General features: G+C 71.2%; 16 protein-coding genes. 9 read left to right on the top strand and 7 right to left on the bottom strand.

What is annotated here, in order from left to right:
* Window positions 1-72: 72 nt before the first annotated feature.
* Genes JJI54_RS26475 through JJI54_RS26455 form a run of 5 tightly spaced genes read left to right on the top strand, consistent with a single transcriptional unit; the run spans window position 73 to window position 5,668 of the window.
* Entirely contained in the window at window positions 73-1,758 is a 1,686-nt protein-coding gene (locus tag JJI54_RS26475) for a dihydroxy-acid dehydratase (protein WP_203076425.1), read from the top strand.
* On the top strand, window positions 1,746-2,624 hold the full coding sequence (locus tag JJI54_RS26470) for an NAD(P)-dependent oxidoreductase (protein ID WP_203076424.1): 879 nt from the start codon (window positions 1,746-1,748) through the stop codon (window positions 2,622-2,624). The genes JJI54_RS26475 and JJI54_RS26470 overlap by 13 nt, the downstream gene beginning before the upstream one ends.
* A complete protein-coding gene (locus JJI54_RS26465) occupies window positions 2,621-3,691 on the top strand; it encodes an NAD/NADP octopine/nopaline dehydrogenase family protein (RefSeq protein WP_203076423.1) in 1,071 nt (356 codons plus the stop codon). The genes JJI54_RS26470 and JJI54_RS26465 overlap by 4 nt, the downstream gene beginning before the upstream one ends.
* Window positions 3,681-4,673 carry a 3-hydroxybutyryl-CoA dehydrogenase gene (locus tag JJI54_RS26460; protein WP_203076422.1) on the top strand — a complete coding sequence of 331 codons (993 nt, stop codon included), beginning with the start codon at window positions 3,681-3,683 and terminating at the stop codon, window positions 4,671-4,673. The genes JJI54_RS26465 and JJI54_RS26460 overlap by 11 nt, the downstream gene beginning before the upstream one ends.
* A gap of 23 nt (window positions 4,674-4,696) precedes the next feature.
* On the top strand, window positions 4,697-5,668 hold the full coding sequence (locus JJI54_RS26455; protein WP_226382143.1) for a Bug family tripartite tricarboxylate transporter substrate binding protein: 972 nt from the start codon (window positions 4,697-4,699) through the stop codon (window positions 5,666-5,668).
* Between the two features lie 112 nt (window positions 5,669-5,780).
* Here the strand turns inward: JJI54_RS26455 and JJI54_RS26450 are convergent, their stop codons facing one another.
* From JJI54_RS26450 to JJI54_RS26440, 3 genes are read right to left on the bottom strand one after another with little or no spacing between them, the layout of a single operon-like run.
* On the bottom strand, window positions 5,781-6,407 hold the full coding sequence (locus JJI54_RS26450; protein WP_203076421.1) for a glutathione S-transferase family protein: 627 nt from the start codon (window positions 6,405-6,407) through the stop codon (window positions 5,781-5,783).
* Window positions 6,408-6,431: 24 nt separating this feature from the next.
* A complete protein-coding gene (locus tag JJI54_RS26445; protein ID WP_203076420.1) occupies window positions 6,432-7,337 on the bottom strand; it encodes a dienelactone hydrolase family protein in 906 nt (301 codons plus the stop codon).
* Between the two features lie 9 nt (window positions 7,338-7,346).
* Window positions 7,347-8,315 carry a Bug family tripartite tricarboxylate transporter substrate binding protein gene (locus JJI54_RS26440; protein WP_203076419.1) on the bottom strand — a complete coding sequence of 323 codons (969 nt, stop codon included), beginning with the start codon at window positions 8,313-8,315 and terminating at the stop codon, window positions 7,347-7,349.
* 125 nt (window positions 8,316-8,440) lie between these two features.
* Between JJI54_RS26440 and JJI54_RS26435 the strand changes: the two genes are divergently transcribed.
* Complete coding sequence (locus JJI54_RS26435; protein WP_203076418.1) at window positions 8,441-9,181, top strand: DUF7168 domain-containing protein; 741 nt, start codon at window positions 8,441-8,443, stop codon at window positions 9,179-9,181.
* A complete protein-coding gene (locus JJI54_RS26430; protein ID WP_203076417.1) occupies window positions 9,178-9,645 on the top strand; it encodes a hypothetical protein in 468 nt (155 codons plus the stop codon). Before JJI54_RS26435 ends, JJI54_RS26430 begins: the two co-directional genes overlap by 4 nt.
* Here JJI54_RS26430 and JJI54_RS26425 read toward each other — a convergent pair.
* Together JJI54_RS26425 and sugE are read right to left on the bottom strand one after the other, a co-directional pair.
* Window positions 9,608-11,071: an ABC transporter substrate-binding protein gene (locus JJI54_RS26425; protein WP_226382142.1), complete on the bottom strand. Its 1,464-nt coding sequence runs from the start codon at window positions 11,069-11,071 to the stop codon at window positions 9,608-9,610. The two genes, JJI54_RS26430 and JJI54_RS26425, sit on opposite strands and share 38 nt — an antisense overlap.
* Window positions 11,072-11,145: 74 nt before the next feature.
* Window positions 11,146-11,460 carry a quaternary ammonium compound efflux SMR transporter SugE gene (gene sugE / locus JJI54_RS26420; RefSeq protein WP_203076415.1) on the bottom strand — a complete coding sequence of 105 codons (315 nt, stop codon included), beginning with the start codon at window positions 11,458-11,460 and terminating at the stop codon, window positions 11,146-11,148.
* A 67-nt stretch (window positions 11,461-11,527) separates the two neighbouring features.
* Here sugE and JJI54_RS26415 point away from each other — a divergent pair, with 67 nt between their 5' ends.
* Window positions 11,528-12,814 carry an NCS2 family permease gene (locus JJI54_RS26415; protein ID WP_226382141.1) on the top strand — a complete coding sequence of 429 codons (1,287 nt, stop codon included), beginning with the start codon at window positions 11,528-11,530 and terminating at the stop codon, window positions 12,812-12,814.
* Window positions 12,815-12,823: 9 nt separating this feature from the next.
* Here the strand turns inward: JJI54_RS26415 and JJI54_RS26410 are convergent, their stop codons facing one another.
* Entirely contained in the window at window positions 12,824-13,462 is a 639-nt protein-coding gene (locus JJI54_RS26410; RefSeq protein ID WP_203076414.1) for a calcium-binding protein, read from the bottom strand.
* 298 nt (window positions 13,463-13,760) lie between these two features.
* On the bottom strand, window positions 13,761-14,099 hold the full coding sequence (locus JJI54_RS26405) for a DUF962 domain-containing protein (RefSeq protein WP_203076413.1): 339 nt from the start codon (window positions 14,097-14,099) through the stop codon (window positions 13,761-13,763).
* A gap of 91 nt (window positions 14,100-14,190) precedes the next feature.
* On the opposite strand from JJI54_RS26405, the gene JJI54_RS26400 reads away from it, so the two are divergent.
* Window positions 14,191-15,801 carry an MFS transporter gene (locus tag JJI54_RS26400; protein ID WP_203076412.1) on the top strand — a complete coding sequence of 537 codons (1,611 nt, stop codon included), beginning with the start codon at window positions 14,191-14,193 and terminating at the stop codon, window positions 15,799-15,801.
* The last annotated feature ends 23 nt before the right edge of the window (window positions 15,802-15,824 follow it).

The raw sequence follows: 15,824 nt of genomic DNA, 5'->3' as shown, positions 1-15,824 counted from the left end.
CCGGCAGCGCGGGAAGGTTCGCAGACGGCCCGGGGCAAGACAAGCGCCCGGCTTTCTGCCTAACCTTCCCGCATGCCGAACCGATCCCGCATCACCATCGATGGCCTAGACCGTGCGTCCCACCGGGCCTTCTACCGCGCCATGGGCCTGTCGGAGGATGACCTCGCCAAGCCCATGATCGGCATCGTCTCCTTCAAGGGGGACCAGACGCCCTGCAACCAGACCCATGGCTTCCAGGTGGATGCCGCGCGGCTCGGCGTGGCGGCGGCGGGCGGCGTGCCGCGCGAATTCACCGCGCCCTCCGTCTCCGACGGCCTCAGCATGAATCATGAGGGCATGAAGTTCAGCCTGGTCAGCCGGGAACTCGTCGCGGACACGATCGAGGCGACGATGCATGGCCTGGCCTATGACGCGCTGCTCGGCTTCGGCGGCTGCGACAAGACGCTGCCCGGCGTGATGATGGGCATGCTGCGCATCAATCTGCCCTCGATCTTCCTCTATGGCGGCTCCGCTTTGCCCGGCCGCTACAAGGGCCGCGACCTGACCGTGCTCGACAGCTACGAAGCCGTGGGCGCCGTCATGGCCGGCACGATGGATGCGGCGGAGGCCGCGCGCATCGAGCACGCCTGCCTGCCGACCGTGGGTTCCTGCGGCGGCCAGTTCACCGCGAACACCATGGCGATGGTGGGGGAAGCGCTGGGCCTCTCGCTGCCCAACTCCTCCATGGTGCCGGGCGTCTATTCCATCCGCGCCGCCATCGCGCAGCAGGCGGCGAAGCGGCTGCTCGCCATGCTGGAACAGGGCGGGCCGCTGCCGCGGGAGATCGTCACCTGGAAGGCGCTGGAGAATGGCGCCGCCATCGTCGCCGCCACCGGCGGTTCCACCAACGCCGCGCTGCACCTGCCCGCCATCGCGAATGAGGCCGGCATCCGCTTCACCATGGAGGACGTTGCCCGCGTCTTCGCCCGCACGCCGCTGATCGGCGATCTCCGCCCGGGCGGCCGCTTCACCGCCAAGGACGTGCATGATGCCGGGGGCGCGGCCATCATCATCGGCGCGCTGATCCGCAGCGGGAATATGCATGGGGATTGCCTGACCGTCACCGGCCGTACCATGGCGGAGGAGTATGCCGGCGCCGAGGCCCCGGATGGCCAGGTGGTGCGCGACCCCGCGACGCCTATCGCGCCCGATGGCGGCGTCGCGATCCTGCGCGGCAACCTCTGCCCCGATGGCGCCGTCATCAAGGTGGCCGGCCTGAAGTCCCTGGTGTTCGAGGGCGTGGCCCGCGTCTTCGAGGGCGAGGATGCCTGCGTGGAAGCCGTCCGCGCCCGCGACTACGAAGCAGGCCAGGTCCTCATCATCCGCGGCGAGGGGCCGGTCGGCGGCCCGGGGATGCGGGAGATGCTCGGCGTCACCGCGCTGATCTATGGCCAGGGCATGGGGGAGAAGGTCGCCCTCGTCACCGATGGCCGCTTCAGCGGCGCGACCCGCGGCATGTGCATCGGCTATGTCGCGCCGGAAGCCGCCATCGGCGGCCCGCTCGCGCTGGTCCGGGACGGCGACCGCATCCGCATCGACGCCAGGGCGATGCGCATGGACCTGCTCGTGCCGGACAGCGACGTCGCGGCGCGTCGTGCCGCCTGGACGCCGCCTGCGCCGCGCCACCGCGCGGGCCTGCTGGCGAAATACGCGAAGCTGGTCGGCCAGGCGCCGGGTGGCGCCGTGACCCATGAAGGCCCGGCGGAATGGCCGCTGTGAAGCTCGCCTTCCTCGGCCTCGGCCTGATGGGCGCGCCGATGGCGCGGCGCCTGCTGGCGGCGGGGCAGGACGTCACGGTCTGGAACCGCAGCCCAGCCAAGGCCACACCCTTCGTGGAGGCCGGCGCGCGCCTCGCCGCCACGCCCGCCGAGGCCGCGGCCGGGGCGCGCATCGTCTTCCTCAACCTGATGGATGCCGCCGCGACCGAGGCCGTCTGCTTCGCCCCCGGCGGCATCGCGGAGGCGCCCGCCGCGGACCGCATCGTCGTCGACCACGCCTCCATCGCGCCCGACCGCACCCGCGCCATCGCCACGCGGCTGCTGGCCGCCAACGGCACGCGCTGGGTGGATGCGCCCGTCTCCGGCGGCACGCGCGGCGCCTCGGATGGCACGCTCGCCGTGATGGCGGGCGGGGAGGCCGCCGACATCGAGGCCATCCGCCCCTACGTCATGGCCATGGCGCGCAACCTCACGCATCTCGGCCCGGTCGGCGCCGGCCAGACGGCGAAGCTCTGCAACCAGATCATCTCCGGCAGCCTGATGAGCGTGATCGCGGAGGCCGTGCGCCTGGCGCAGAATGCCGGCATCGATGCCGCGCGCCTGCCGGAGGCCTTCGCCGGCGGCTTTGCGGATAGCCTGCCGCTGCGCCTCTTCGTGCCCCGCATGGCCTCCGGCAACCACGAGCCGCCCATCGGCAGCGCCGCCTCCATGGTGAAGGATCTGGAGGCGGTGCTGCAGCTGGCGGCGCAGACCGGCACGCCCGTGCCCATGTCGGGCCTGGCGCTGCAGATGCTGCGCCTGACGATGGCGCGCTTCGGCGCCGATGCCGAAGCCCTGATGGTCCATTCCCTGAGCGAGCACGCATGAAGATCGCTGTTCTTGGTGGCGGCAACGGCGCCTTCGCCGCGGCCGCGGATTTCACCGAGGCCGGGCACGAGGTCCGCCTCTGGCGCACGAACCCGGAGGCGGCGCGCCAGGCCACGACCATCACGGTCAAGGATGCACGCGGCCAGCGCGCCATCACGCCCGCCCTCGTCACCGCCGACCTGGCGGCGGCGATAAGCGGCGCCGCCCTCATCCTCGCCCCCGCGCCGGCCACGACGCATGAGGCGCTGGCGCCGCAACTGGCCCCGCTGCTGGAGGATGGCCAGGTCGTCTTCCTCACCCCCGGCACGCTCGGCACCGTCATCCTGGCGCGCGCGCTGCATGCGCATCGCCCTGGCGCACGCGTGGCCTTCGCGGAGACCGGCACGCTGCCCTGGCTCGCCCGCAAGCACGGCCCGGAGCTGGTCGCCATCACGGTGCGCGCCAAGCGCCTGCCGGTCGGCGTCTTCCCGCTGGCCCTCGCCGACCACGCCATCGCCACCATCGGCGCCGCCTTCCCCGGTGTGATCGAACCCTGCGGCGATGCGCTGTCCGGCGCGCTGATGAATGCGGGGCCCATCATCCACCCGCCGCTCATCACCATGAATGCCGGGCCGCTCGAGCATTTCCCGAAGTGGGACATCCACAAGGAAGGCACCCAGCGCAGCATCCGCCGCGTGACCGATGCGCTGGATGCGGAGCGCGTGGCGACGCGCGAAGCCCTGGGCTACGCCGCGCCGCATTTCCCGCTGGCCGACCACTACGCCAAGGAAGGCCCCGAATGGTGCTACGGCCGCGGCAGCCATGACCGGCTGACCGATAGCGGCGACTGGCGCGAGAACATCGTGCTGACCGAGCATCGCTACATGCGGGAGGATACGCGCCTCGGCCTGTCGCTCCTCATCGATGCCGGCCGCGTGGCCGGCTTGCCAACACCGCTCGCCCGCGCCTTCCTCGCCATCGGCAGCGCCATCTGCGCCGAGGATTTTCTCGAATCGCGCACGCTCGCGCGCTGCGGCTTGCCAACCGATGGCGCCGGCCGTGCGAAGGTACTGCGCGATGGCTTCTGAGCGAATCGCCATTGGCTGCCTCGGTGCCGGCCGCATGGGGCGCGGGATCGCCGTGCACTTCGCCTATGCCGGCCACCCCGTCACCCTCTTCGACCTCAAGCCCCGCGCCGCCGGGGATTTCGCCGCCCTGGCCGCCGCCGCCCACGCCGAGATCGCGGCGACGCTCGCCATGCTGGCCGATCTCGGCCTGGGCGATGCCGCCGCCGTGCCCGCCATCGCCGCACGCGTCACCATCCTCCCCGCAGCCGAAGCCGCCGCGCTGCGCGACATGCCGGTGGTGTTCGAGGGCGTGCCCGAGATCCTCGATCTGAAGCGCGCCGCGCTGGCGGAGGCCGCGGCGCTGATGGCGCCCGACGCCATCCTGGCCTCCACCACTTCCACCATCATGGTGGACGACCTCTCCCCCGCCGTGCCGAACGCCGCGCGCTTCCTTAACGCGCATTGGCTCAACCCCGCCTACCTGGTGCCGCTGGTCGAGATCTCCCCAGGGCAGCACACGGATCCCGCCGTCACGGCGCGCCTGATGGAACTGCTGGAATCCGTGGGCAAGGTCCCGGTCCGCTGCGCGCCGAGCCCCGGCTTCATCATCCCCCGCATCCAGGCGCTGGCGATGAACGAGGCCGCGCGCCTGGTGGAGGAAGGCGTCGCCAGTGCCGAGGACATCGACCGAGCGCTTCGCTACGGCTTCAGCTTCCGCTTCGGCGTGCTCGGCATGCTGGAATTCATCGACTGGGGCGGCGTGGACATCCTGCACCACGCCAGCCGCTATCTGGAATCGTCCCTCGGCGACGCCCGCTACCGCGCCCCCGCCATCGTCGGGCAGCACATGGCAGAGGGAAAGCTCGGCATGGGCACCGGCAGCGGCTTCCTGCCCTGGGCGGAGATGGACATCGCCGCCCATAAGCGCCGGCGCCTGGGCGAACTGATCGCCCGGCTTCGCGCGGAGGGGCTGGCGCGCCCGCCCGTTCTGCCCCCAGCATGAGCCCGTCAGCCCCAGGAGGCCCCATGACGCTCCGCCGCCGCGCCCTGCTCGCGACCCCCCTCGCGCTCACCGCCATGCCCGCCCTGGCGCAGGGCGCCGCCTGGCCGGATCGGCCCACGCGCTGGATGGTGGCCTATGGCGCCGGCGGGGCCTCCGACCTCTTCGCCCGCATGATCTCCCGCGCGCTTGCCGCGCCCGGCGTGCCGCCCGTGGTGGTGGAGAACCGGCCGAGCGGTGGCGGCATCGTCGCGACGGAAGCGGTCCTGTCCTCACCCGCCGATGGCAGCACCGTGCTGCATGTCGACAACGGCATGATGGTGTACAACCCGGCCCTCTACAGCCGGCTGCCCTTCGACCCGGATCGCGACCTGGTCATGGCGGGCTTCATCGCCCGCTTCCCCTTCTTCATCCTGACCCGCCCCGAAAGCCCGCTCACCACCTTCGAGGAATGGCGCGCCGCCGGCCAGCGCCAGGCGCTGACCTATGCGACGCCCGCCGTCGCCAGCCCGCACCACATGGCGATGGAATTGCTGCGCGTCCGCGCCGGCGTGCAGGTGGAACACGTGCCCTATCGCGGCATGCCGGCCGTGCTGCAGGACCTGATCGCCGGCCGCGTCGATTGCGCCGTCGCTGATGTGACGAATGCGCTGCCGCTGCTCTCCACCAACCGCGCCCGGGCGCTGATCACCTTCGGCGCCAACCGCGCCCGCGCCGTGCCGGATGTCCGCACCGCGACGGAAGCAGGCATCGCGGATTGCGTGGCCGATGGCTGGCAGGGCGTCTCGCTGCACCGCGCCGCCTCGCCGGACCTCCTCGCCCGCGTCAACGCCGCGGTGCGCGCCGCCATGGCCAGCCCGGAAGTCGTGCGCCAGCTCGGCACCACGGGCGCGGAGACGGAGCCCCTGACGCTGGCGCAATGCGCGGAGCTGATCCGGCGGGAGAACGCGGTCTGGCGCCCCTTGATCCGCGACCTCGGCATCCGCCTGGAAAGCTGATCCGCCTTTCTCCCTCCCCCGCGCTTGCGGGAAGGGGGGTTGCGGCCCTGCCGCAACGCCGCAGGCTGGTCGGGGCGGGGGACGACGCTGCTTTCGTCGCCACGAGCGTCCCTCAGCTCAGCGGCAGCGCCACGTACTTCTGAAAACCAGGCCGCGCCGCCAGCGCATCGTGCCAGCGCTGGAGGTGCGGCATCGCCCGCCGTTCGATCGGCAGCAGCAGCCAGCGATAGGCGTAGATGCCAAGCGCGATGTCGGCCAGCGTCAGCGCATCGCCGCAGAGGAACGCGCTGCGGGACAGCCGGTCGTCCAGCATCCCGAATAGCGCCTCCACCTGCGCCTTCGCCTTCTCGAAGGCCGCCCAGTCCCGTTCCGGCTCCGGGATGCGGAACAGGGTGAAATAGACCGTGACCAGCGGCGGGTTCAGCGCCGTCTGCTGCCAGTCCATCCAGCGGTCGCAATCCGCCGCCGCGCGCAGGTCGCCCGGATACACCGCGTGGCCCGGCACTCGTGACCGCGCGAGGTAGCGGAGGCAGGCGTTGCTCTCCCACAGGACGAAGCCGTCCGGCTCCTCGATCACCGGCACCAGGGCGTTCGGGTTCTTCGCGAGATACGCAGCCTCCCGCGTGCCGCCGAAGGGGCCGCCGACATCGATCCGCTCGAAGGGGATCGCCAGCTCCTCGCACAGCCAGAGCAGCTTCATGACATTCGAGGAAGTGGCGCGGCCCCAGATGCGCAGCATGGTACGAACTCCGTCGTGCTCGCCTCAGTCTAGCCGAAGCAGCCCGCGCAGCCAGGCCAGCACGTCGCGCCGCAGCGCGGCCCCTGCCACGGCGTTGCCGCCGACATGCACGCGGGTGGCGACGCAGGGATCGGCATAGCTGAAGGGCTGGCCCGTCGCGGCATTCACCAGCAGCCCGGGCTCCCGCTCCTCGATCCGGCAATCCCGCACGCTCTGCGACCCTTCCACCAGGGCCGCCGCCGGGCTCAGCGGGTTGTCGAAGCCATGATGCGCATCGTCGTATTCGACGATCTCGGCGTCATGCCCCGCTTCCCGAAGCCGCGCGACATGCGCCCGCGCGGGCCCGATCGGGTTGAAGTCGTCGGGCCGGCCATGGAAGACGCGCAGCGGCGCCGGCAGCATCGCCGTATCCCCGATGTAGCGCGTGCCGCAATCCGGATAGACCGCCGCGGTGCCCACCGGCGTCACGCCGCTCCGGTTCCACATTCGATGAAAGCGCGCCATCCCGGCATAGAGCGCGCCCTGTCCCCCGCGGGAGAAGCCCAGCACCGCGATCCGCGCCGGATCCACCCCCGGATGCGCCGCCAGCACGCCGAGCGCGCGGTAGATGTCGAGCACGAAGGCCAGGCGCCCGAGCCTCGCCTGGTCCCCGGCGACGGAGACGAGCCCCCGCCCGGTGAAGCCGTCCAGCACCAGGGCGGCCGCGCCCATCGCATTGATCTGCCGCTGCCACAGCGCGACCGAAGGCCCGATGCCACCCGAGCCATGCATCACCACCACCACGGGCTGCCGACCCTCGCCCTGCGCCAGGCTCAGCAGCCCGGTGACGATGGCCTCCTGCCCCTCCGCCCGGCCCAGCAGGAAATGCCGGTCCGTCAGGGTCAGGCTGCGGATGGCGTGAAGCTCCATCCGCGCGGGCAGGTCCTGCATGCGTGCGTCCTATTCCAGCGTGATGCGGCGCGCCCGGATCACCTCGCCCCATCGCTGCGTTTCCGCGGCAAGGTAGGCGGGGAAGGCTTCCGGTGTGCCGACGCGTGGGATGTACGCCGCCGCGCGCAGGCGCTCCAGCATCGCCGGGTCCCTCATCGCGGCATCCATCGCGCCCCACAGCCGCCGGATCACCGGGGCCGGCGTATGCGCCGGCGCCAGCAGCGCGAATTGGGAGGAGATCTCGTAGCCGGGCAGCGTCTCCGCGATGGTCGGCACCTCCGGCGTCTGCGGGAAGCGCTCCGTGCTGCCGACCGCGATCCCCACCACCTGGCCCGCCCGCATCAGCGGCAGCGCCGTCACCGCATCGACGAAGGCCATCTGCACATCGCCGGTGATCAGCGCCTGCACCGCCGGCGCACCGCCGCGATAGGTCACGTTCTGCACCTCGATCCCCGCCATCGACAGGAACAGCTCCGTGGCGATGTGCGCGGAGCTTCCGGCACCGGAGGAGGCGTAGTTCAGCGCCCCCGGCCGCGCCTTCGCCAGCGCCACCAGCCCCGCCACGTCCCGCACGCCAAGGCGCGGGTTGACGCAGAGGTAGATCGGCGTCTCGCACAGCAGGCCAATCGCGGCGAAGTCCCGCGCATCGTCATAGCCGCGGTTCGGCATCAGGTGGCCGGCCATGGCGAAGGTGCCGCGCCCCGACATCAGGATGGTGTAGCCATCCGGCCGCGCCCGCGCGACGGAAGCCTGGCCGATCGTCCCGGCCGCACCCGGCCGGTTCTCCACCACGACAGGCTGGCCGAGCTGCTTCGCCATCCCCTCCGCCACCATCCGCCCCACCAGGTCGCTGGACCCGCCCGGCGCCCAGGCGACGACCAGCGTGATGGGCCGGGTCGGGAAACCGTCCTGCGCGGCGGCCGGGCGGGCGGCCAGGGCGGCGGCCGCACCGAAGGCGAGGTGGCGACGGGCGATCATGGCGTATTCCTCTGTGTATGGACCAGTTCGTCCATTATGCATGGTGGATCGGCGCTGCCCAGCTTGCCCTGGACGGCGCCTCGGCTCGCGCGCTACCGGGCCCTCTCCCCACCCCGGAAGGACGGATGAGCCAGGCGAGCGAACTCGAGAAGGTGAAGGCCCGCATCCGTGCGCTGGCCGCCAAGACGACCGACCGCGGCTGTTCGGAGGCCGAGGCCATGGCCGCGGCCGAGAAGGTCGGCCAGTTGCTGGAGGTCTATGGCCTCAGCATGTCCGAGGTCGAGTTGCGTGAGGAAGCCTGCCTGCAGCGGGAGATCGTCATGGAAGGCCCGCGCCTGCAGGCCGTCGGCGCCATCTTCCTCGCCATCATCCGCCTGACCGAGACCAAGGGCTGGACCGCCGGCCGAGGCACCTTCGTGCTCTTCGGGCTGGAGCCCGACGTGCTGATGGGCGAATACCTCCTCCACCTCGTCGCCGGGGCCGTGGACCGGGAGGAAGCCGATTTCCGCGCCAGCGAGGCCTATCGCCGCAGCCGCCTGCAACCCCAGGCCCGGCTTCGCAGCTTCCGCTACGGATTCGCGGAGCGCGTGTCCGAGCGGCTGGAGGAGATCGCCCGCCATCGCCGGGAAACCGCCACCGCGGCCCGCGCCACGCCCGCCGCCGGCACCGCCCTGGTGGTGGCGAAGGAGAAGCGCGTGCAGGCCGCCTTCAAGGAACTTGGCATCCGCCTCGTCTCCCGCAGCACCACCCGCCGCGTGCGGGACGGCGCCGCCTTCCGGCATGGGCAGGAAGCCGGCGGGCGGGTCGGCCTGGACCGTCCGGTCGGCGCGGGCGCCGGCCCGCGGAGCCTGCGCGGCAAGCCGTGAGCCGAGACCAGCCCCGCGCTCGCCGCGTCTATGCGTGGGAGGACCGGGTCGTCGCGCCGCTCGACCATTCCCGCGTGCCCTTCGCGCAGATGCAGGCGCTGGTCGATTACGTCTGGGCCGAAGCCGGCCTCCGCTGGCCACCCAGGGTCCGCCGCAAGCGCCCCTCAGCCCGCGTCATCGCCACCGGCAGCCGCCTGGCGATCGAGGCGCCGGCAGAACTGCCAAGCTGGGTGCTGCTGCATGAAATCGCGCATGCGATGACGGCCGACCATGACGGGGCAGGGGACGGCCACGGCCCCGCCTTCATGGGCGTCTATGTCGGGCTGCTGGTCCGCCATGCACGGCTGGACCGCGGCCATCTGGCCGCCACCCTGGCGGAGGCCCGCATCCCCTGGGACCCGCAGGCCCGCCCGGTCTTCCTGGACGCTAGCCCGGCGGCAACCGCAGCCCCGAAAACCGGATGAGGCCATCGGGTGAGGGCTCGAAGCCCGTGATCCCCGCCCGCAGCCCCCAGAACCATCGATAGTGATACAGGATCATCACCGGCCGGTCCGCCAGCCATTGCGCTGCCGCGCCCCGGTAGTGCCGCTGCCGCTCGGCCTGGTCCGTCGCCTGTCGCGCCGCGATGAAGGCCGCATCGACAGCGGCGTTCGCATAGCCCGTGCGGTTGAGGAACCCGTCGGAGGCGACCCAGGCCGCGATGTTGCCATCCGGATCGGCCCGCCCCGACCAGATGCCGAAGGCCGCGTCGTATTGCCGCGCATGGGCCCGCGTGACGATGGAGGACGCTTCCATCGTCACGATGCGCAGCCTGAACCCGGCCTCCGCCGCCATGGACTGCATGATCTCCGCCACTTGGCTTTCGACCGGGCTGTTCGGCGTCAGCAGGGTGAATTCGGGGTTCGGCGTTCCCGCTTCCCGCAGCAGCGCCTTCGCCGCCTCCACGTCGCGCGCCGGGATCGGCAGGTCGGCGAAATGGAAGGCGGTGCCCGGTGGCTCCGGCTGGTTGCTCGGCACGAACAGCCCCTGCAGCGCCACCTGGTTGATGATGCCGCGGTCGATCGAAAGCTCGAAGGCCCGCCGGACCCGCCCATCCCGCAGCGCGCCGGCCTGGTTGATGTAGAGAAGCTGGTAGGCGATCGAGGTCGCCTCCCGCACCGCCATCCGCGGTGCGCGGCGTGCGCCCTCCACATCCGATGGCGCGATGCGCTCGATCAGGTCCAGCTGCCCGGCGCGCAGGTTCAGCAGCCGCACGCTGTTGTCCGGGATCGGCAGGATTACCAGCCGCTGGACATGGATGTTGGCGGCATTCCAGTGCTCCGCCACGCGTTCCAGCTCGATCCGCTCCTGCGCCACGCGGCGGACCAGGCGGAAGGGGCCGGAACAGACAGGGTCCTCCGCGATCCGGTTACCCATCCGCGCCAGCGCGGCGGGGGACATGATCATGCCTGCCCGGTCGGACAGCACCGACAGCAGCGGCGCATAGGGTTCCGACAGCCGGATCAGGACCGTCGTCGGGTCAGGTGCCTCCACCGCCGTCACCGGCCGCAATTCTGACCGCCGCAGCGATTCCGGCGCCGTCCGGTAGCGGTCGAGGTTCACCTTCACCGACGCGGCATCGAGCACCGTGCCATCATGGAAGCGGCCATCGATGCGGATCGTCAGCCGCAGCGTCCGCCCGCCATCCTCCCATGCCCAGGCGGTGGCGAGTTCCGGCCGGAAGGCCAGGTCCGGCCCCACATCCACCAGGCGGTCGCACAGCGCCGTGAAGACCACCCGCTCCACGAAGCCGGAGGATCGCGCGGGGTCGAGCATGTTGGGGTCCGCCCCGATGCCGATCCGCAGCGTCTGCGCGGCGGCAGGGCCCGCCAGCCCCGCGATCAAGGCCATCGCCGACAGCGCTGCCCGCATCATCCGTCCCCCATGGCCCGGCGACACGCTACCAGCCAGGCGGGGACCGGCAATCAGCTTCCGAGCTTGAGGGTCACGATCCCTGCCGCGATCAGCGCGATGCCGCCGATCCGCGCCGCGGTCGCGGGCTCCCCCAGCACCAGCACGCCGAAGATCGCCGTGCCCACCGCGCCGATCCCCGTCCAGACGGCATAGGCAGTGCCGACCGGCAGGGTCTTCAGCGCCACGCCCAGCAGCCCGATGCTCAGCGCCATGGCGCCGAGCGTCAGCACGGTGGGCAGCAGGCGGGAGAACCCCTCGGTGAACTTCAGCCCGACCGCCCAACCCACTTCCAGCAAACCCGCAAGCCCCAGCCAGATCCACGCCACGCCCTGTTCCTTCCCGCTCGAACCAGCCTAGGGTTTCGCTGCATTGCAGCGCAGAGGAGTCGCCCCCTTGGACCGCTTCTTCGACATGACCGCCCGCGGCACCACGCCGCGCACGGAGATCCTGGCCGGGATCGCGACCTACCTGACCATGGTCTATATCGTCGTGGTCAATCCCTCGATCATGGCCGCCGCCGGCATCGACCCTGGCGCCGCCTTCGTGGCCACCTGCCTGGCGGCCGCCATCGGCAGCGCGCTGATGGGGTTGCTCGCCAACTTCCCCATCGCGCTCGCCCCCGGCATGGGGCTCAACGCCTATTTCGCCTTCGCGGTCGTGGGCGGGATGGGAATTTCCTGGCAGGTGGCGCTCGGCGCCGTCTTCCTCTCGGGCTTCCTGTTCTTCCTCGTCTCCGTGCTCAAGATCCGGGAATGGCTGGTGAACGGCATCCCGCTCTCGCTCAAGCTCGGGATCGCGGCGGGGATCGGCTTCTTCCTTGGCCTGATCGGGCTGCGCGGCATGGGGGTGGTGGTGGCCAATCCGGCCACGCTGGTCGGCCTCGGCCCGCTTTCCACCACCAGCACGCTGATCGCCTGCGCGGGCTTCGTGCTGATCGCGGGGCTGGTCGCGCGGAACGTGCCGGGCGCCATCGTGCTCGGCATCATCGGCACCGCCGCCATCGGCCTGCCCTTCGGCCTGACGGAGTTCAAGGGCATCGTCTCCGCGCCGCCCTCCCTGGCGCCCACCTTCCTCCAGATGGACATCGCCGGCGCCATCGGCGTCGGCCTGGTGGGGATCGTCTTCACCTTCTTCCTGGTGGATCTGCTGGACAACACCGGCACGCTGATCGCCACCACGCACCGGTCCGGCCTGATGAACAAGGACGGCACCGTGCCGCGGCTCGGCCGCGCGCTGATGGCCGATAGCGGCGGCGCCATGATGGGGGCCGCGCTCGGCACCTCCACCACCGTCAGCTACATCGAAAGCGCGGCCGGCATCCAGGCCGGCGGCCGCACGGGGCTGACGGCGCTGACGGTCGCGGGCCTGTTCCTGCTGACGCTCTTCCTGGCGCCGCTGGCCACCTCCATCCCCGGCTTCGCCACGGCGCCGGCGCTGGTCTTCGTGGCCTGCCTGATGGCCAAGGGGCTGCAGGACCTGGCCTGGGACGACACGACGGAATACCTGCCCGCCATCCTGACGGCGCTTGCCATGCCCTTCACCTTCAGCATCGCGACCGGCATCGGCCTCGGCTTCATCACCTATGCGCTGGTGAAGACCCTGGCCGGCAGGGCAGGGGAGGTGCATGGCGCCGTCTGGCTGCTGGCCGCCCTCTCCGCCATCAAGTTCGCCGTCATGTGACGGCGCCGGTCAGACGATGCGGATCACGTGGTCGAGGTCGGCCAGCAGGTCATCCTTGGAGATGCCCTGCAGCGTGATGCTGTCGCCATTGGCGAAGGCGATCACCGCGTTCCCCTGGACCTCGGTGACCAGCGGGGCCAGGTCCGCGGGATCGTTCACGCCGGTCGCGTTGATCCCGCCCTTGATCTCCAGCACGTCGCGGGTCAGGTCGAAGTCGGTGATGATGTCATCGCCGAAGTTGCTGTCGTAGAAGAAGGTGTCCTCGCGGGCGGCGAAGCCGGCGCCGTCACCGGTGAGCACGTCGTTGCCGGAGCCGCCGGCCAGGAAATCCTCGCCCTGCCCGCCGATCAGGGTGTCCCGCCCGGCCTCGCCGAACAGGGCGTCGTTCTCGCTGCCGCCCTGGATCAAATCGTTGCCCGACCCGCCATAGATCGTGTCCCGGCCCGCATCGCCGAAGGCCTCGTCGTTCCCCGAACCCGCATAGACCAGGTCATGGCCCGAACCCGCATGGATGCTGTCGTTGCCCCCGCCCGAATTCACCGTATCGGCGCCACCGGCGGCCTCGATGTAGTCCCGGCGGGATCCGGCCGAGGTCGTGTCGATCGTGTCGTCGCAGGCGGAGCCGTGAATGGAGGCGAAGCCGGTCATGTCATCGCTCCTTCATGAGGGCGGGGAATCGCTGGGGATGGTCGCTTTCTTCGAGGATTGTCGTATATTTTGGATGACGCCCGCGTCAACAGGTTTCTGCAGGGTTACCGGCGCCAGGCGCGGTTCATGCCGATGGCGTGCTGCTTTTGAGACGGCCCGCTGGCTCGGGATGCCCAGCCCTTACGCCAGGAAAACCCTCGCAATTGCAGTTTGATAGGGCCCGATCAGCCCCGTGCCGCGATCCCCATGCAAGCCGGGACGACGCCTTCACGCGCATCATAATTCGTAAATTGTATCATTATTGATTTGTTCGAGACGCTGCCCGAAGCTCGTCCTGCAACCGCCCGGTTACCAACAGCCAGGCCATCCGGAAGTCGCTCGCCAGGGACCAGAGCGGATGCCCGAAGGTCGCGGGGCGGTTGCCCTCGACCAGCCAGTGGGACAGCCAGGCGCAGCCATAGCCGACCACAACCGCCAGCAGGGCCAGCCAGGGCCGCCCCGTCGCCACGGCAAGGCCGAGCAGCCCCAGCCCCGTGAAGGTCCCGACCGCATGCCAGGCACGCGTCGCCGGCCGCGCATGCTGGCGCAGGTAATGCGGCCAGAAATCGGCATAGGTCCGGAACCGTGGCGTCTCCATGCGGTGAGCCTAGCCCCGGGATCCGGCCTTCCGCCACCTCTCGCTGCTTTGCGCTTCACGCGGCGCGACCGCTCCTGCCACCCTGTGGCCGATGCAACTCCCCGCCGCCCTCCTGCCGCTCCGCCACCCCGCCTTCCGGCTGCTCTGGCTGGCCAATCTCTGCAGCAACACCGGCATGTGGATGCAGAACACCGGCGCGGGGTGGATGATGACCTCCCTCGCACCCTCGCCGCTCATGGTCAGCATGGTGCAGGTGGCCAGCCTGCTGCCCGTCTTCCTGCTGGCCCTGCCCGCGGGCGCGCTGGCGGATATCGTGGACCGCCGCCACTACCTGATCGCCGCCCAGGCCTGGATCGCCGCCGCCGGCACCATCCTGGCGCTGCTGGCCTGGCAGGGCATGCTCGGCCCCTGGGGGCTCGTCGCGCTCACCTTCGCCATCGGCGCCGGCACCGCCATGAATTCCCCCGCCTGGTCCGCGACCACGCCGGAGGTCGTGCCCCGCGCGGATCTCGCCAGTGCCATCGTCCTGAATGGCATCGGCTTCAACATCACCCGCGCCATCGGCCCGGCCATCGGCGGCTTCACCGTCGCCTCCGCGGGGCCGGAGGCGACCTTCGCCCTCAACGCCCTCTCCTTCATGGTCGTCATCGTCGCGCTCCTGTTCTGGAAGCGGGAGGCACCGCGCGCCGGCCTGCCCAAGGAGCATTTCCTCTCCGCCATCCGTGCCGGCATCGGCTTCACCCGCAACAGCCCCGTGCTGCGGGCCACCATCCTGCGCGGCTTCATGTTCTTCCTCTTCGCCGCGGCGGTCTGGGGCCTGCTGCCGCTGCTCGTCCGCCAGCAGCTCGGCCTCGGCCCCGAATGGCTTGGCCTGATGCTGGCGGCGATGGGGGTGGGCGCGGTCGGCGCGGGCTTCATCCTGCCCTCGCTCCGCTCCCGGCTCGACCGCAACGGCACCGTCACCGGCGCGGCCATCCTGGCCGGCCTCGCCCTCGTGCTCCTCGGCCAGGCGCATCACTGGTCCGTCGGGCTGCTCGCCATGCTGCTCTATGGCGTCGCCTGGATCACGGGTGCCTCCACCCTGCAGGCCTCCGCCCAGCTTTCCGTCCCCGGCTGGGTGCGCGCCCGCGCCATCGGCATCTACCAGTTCGCCACCTTCGGCGGCCTGACCTTCGGCTCCGCCCTCAGCGGCTGGGGGGGCGAGGTGCTGGGCATCGGCTGGGCGCTCGCCGTCTCCGGCGCCCTCTGCGCCGCGAGCGGCATCGCCGTCCGCCGCTTCTCCATCGAGCCGCCCGCCGCCCCGGCCGCCGACGCCAGGCCCGCCCCCGCCATCCCCGCGCCGGAACCCGCCGCCCCCGCCTTGGCCGCGCTGCTGAACGACGACAGCGGCCGGGTGCTGGAGGTGGTGCGCTACCAGATAGACCCCGCCGACCGCGCCACCTTCCTCTCCATCATGGCGGAATGCCGCCAGGTCCGGCTGCGCAGCGGCGCGCTGGGCTGGCGGCTGTTCGAGGACGTGGCCCATCCCGAACGCTGGGTCGAATTCTGGCTGGTCGAGAGCTGGACCGAGCATCTGCGGGAGGCCGGCCGCATGACGGAATCGGACCTCGCCATCCTCGCCGGCGCCGCCGCCCTGCATCGCGGCGCCGCGCCGCCGGAGGCCGCGCGCTACCTGAACGTGCCCCCCGGCGCGTCATCATGAGGACATGCAACGACCAGGGCTGA

Origin of the sequence: Falsiroseomonas ponticola, assembly GCF_016805305.1 — a bacterium.
Classification (GTDB): Bacteria; Pseudomonadota; Alphaproteobacteria; order Acetobacterales; family Acetobacteraceae; genus Falsiroseomonas; species Falsiroseomonas ponticola.
This window is presented reverse-complemented; position numbering and strand designations above follow the sequence as displayed.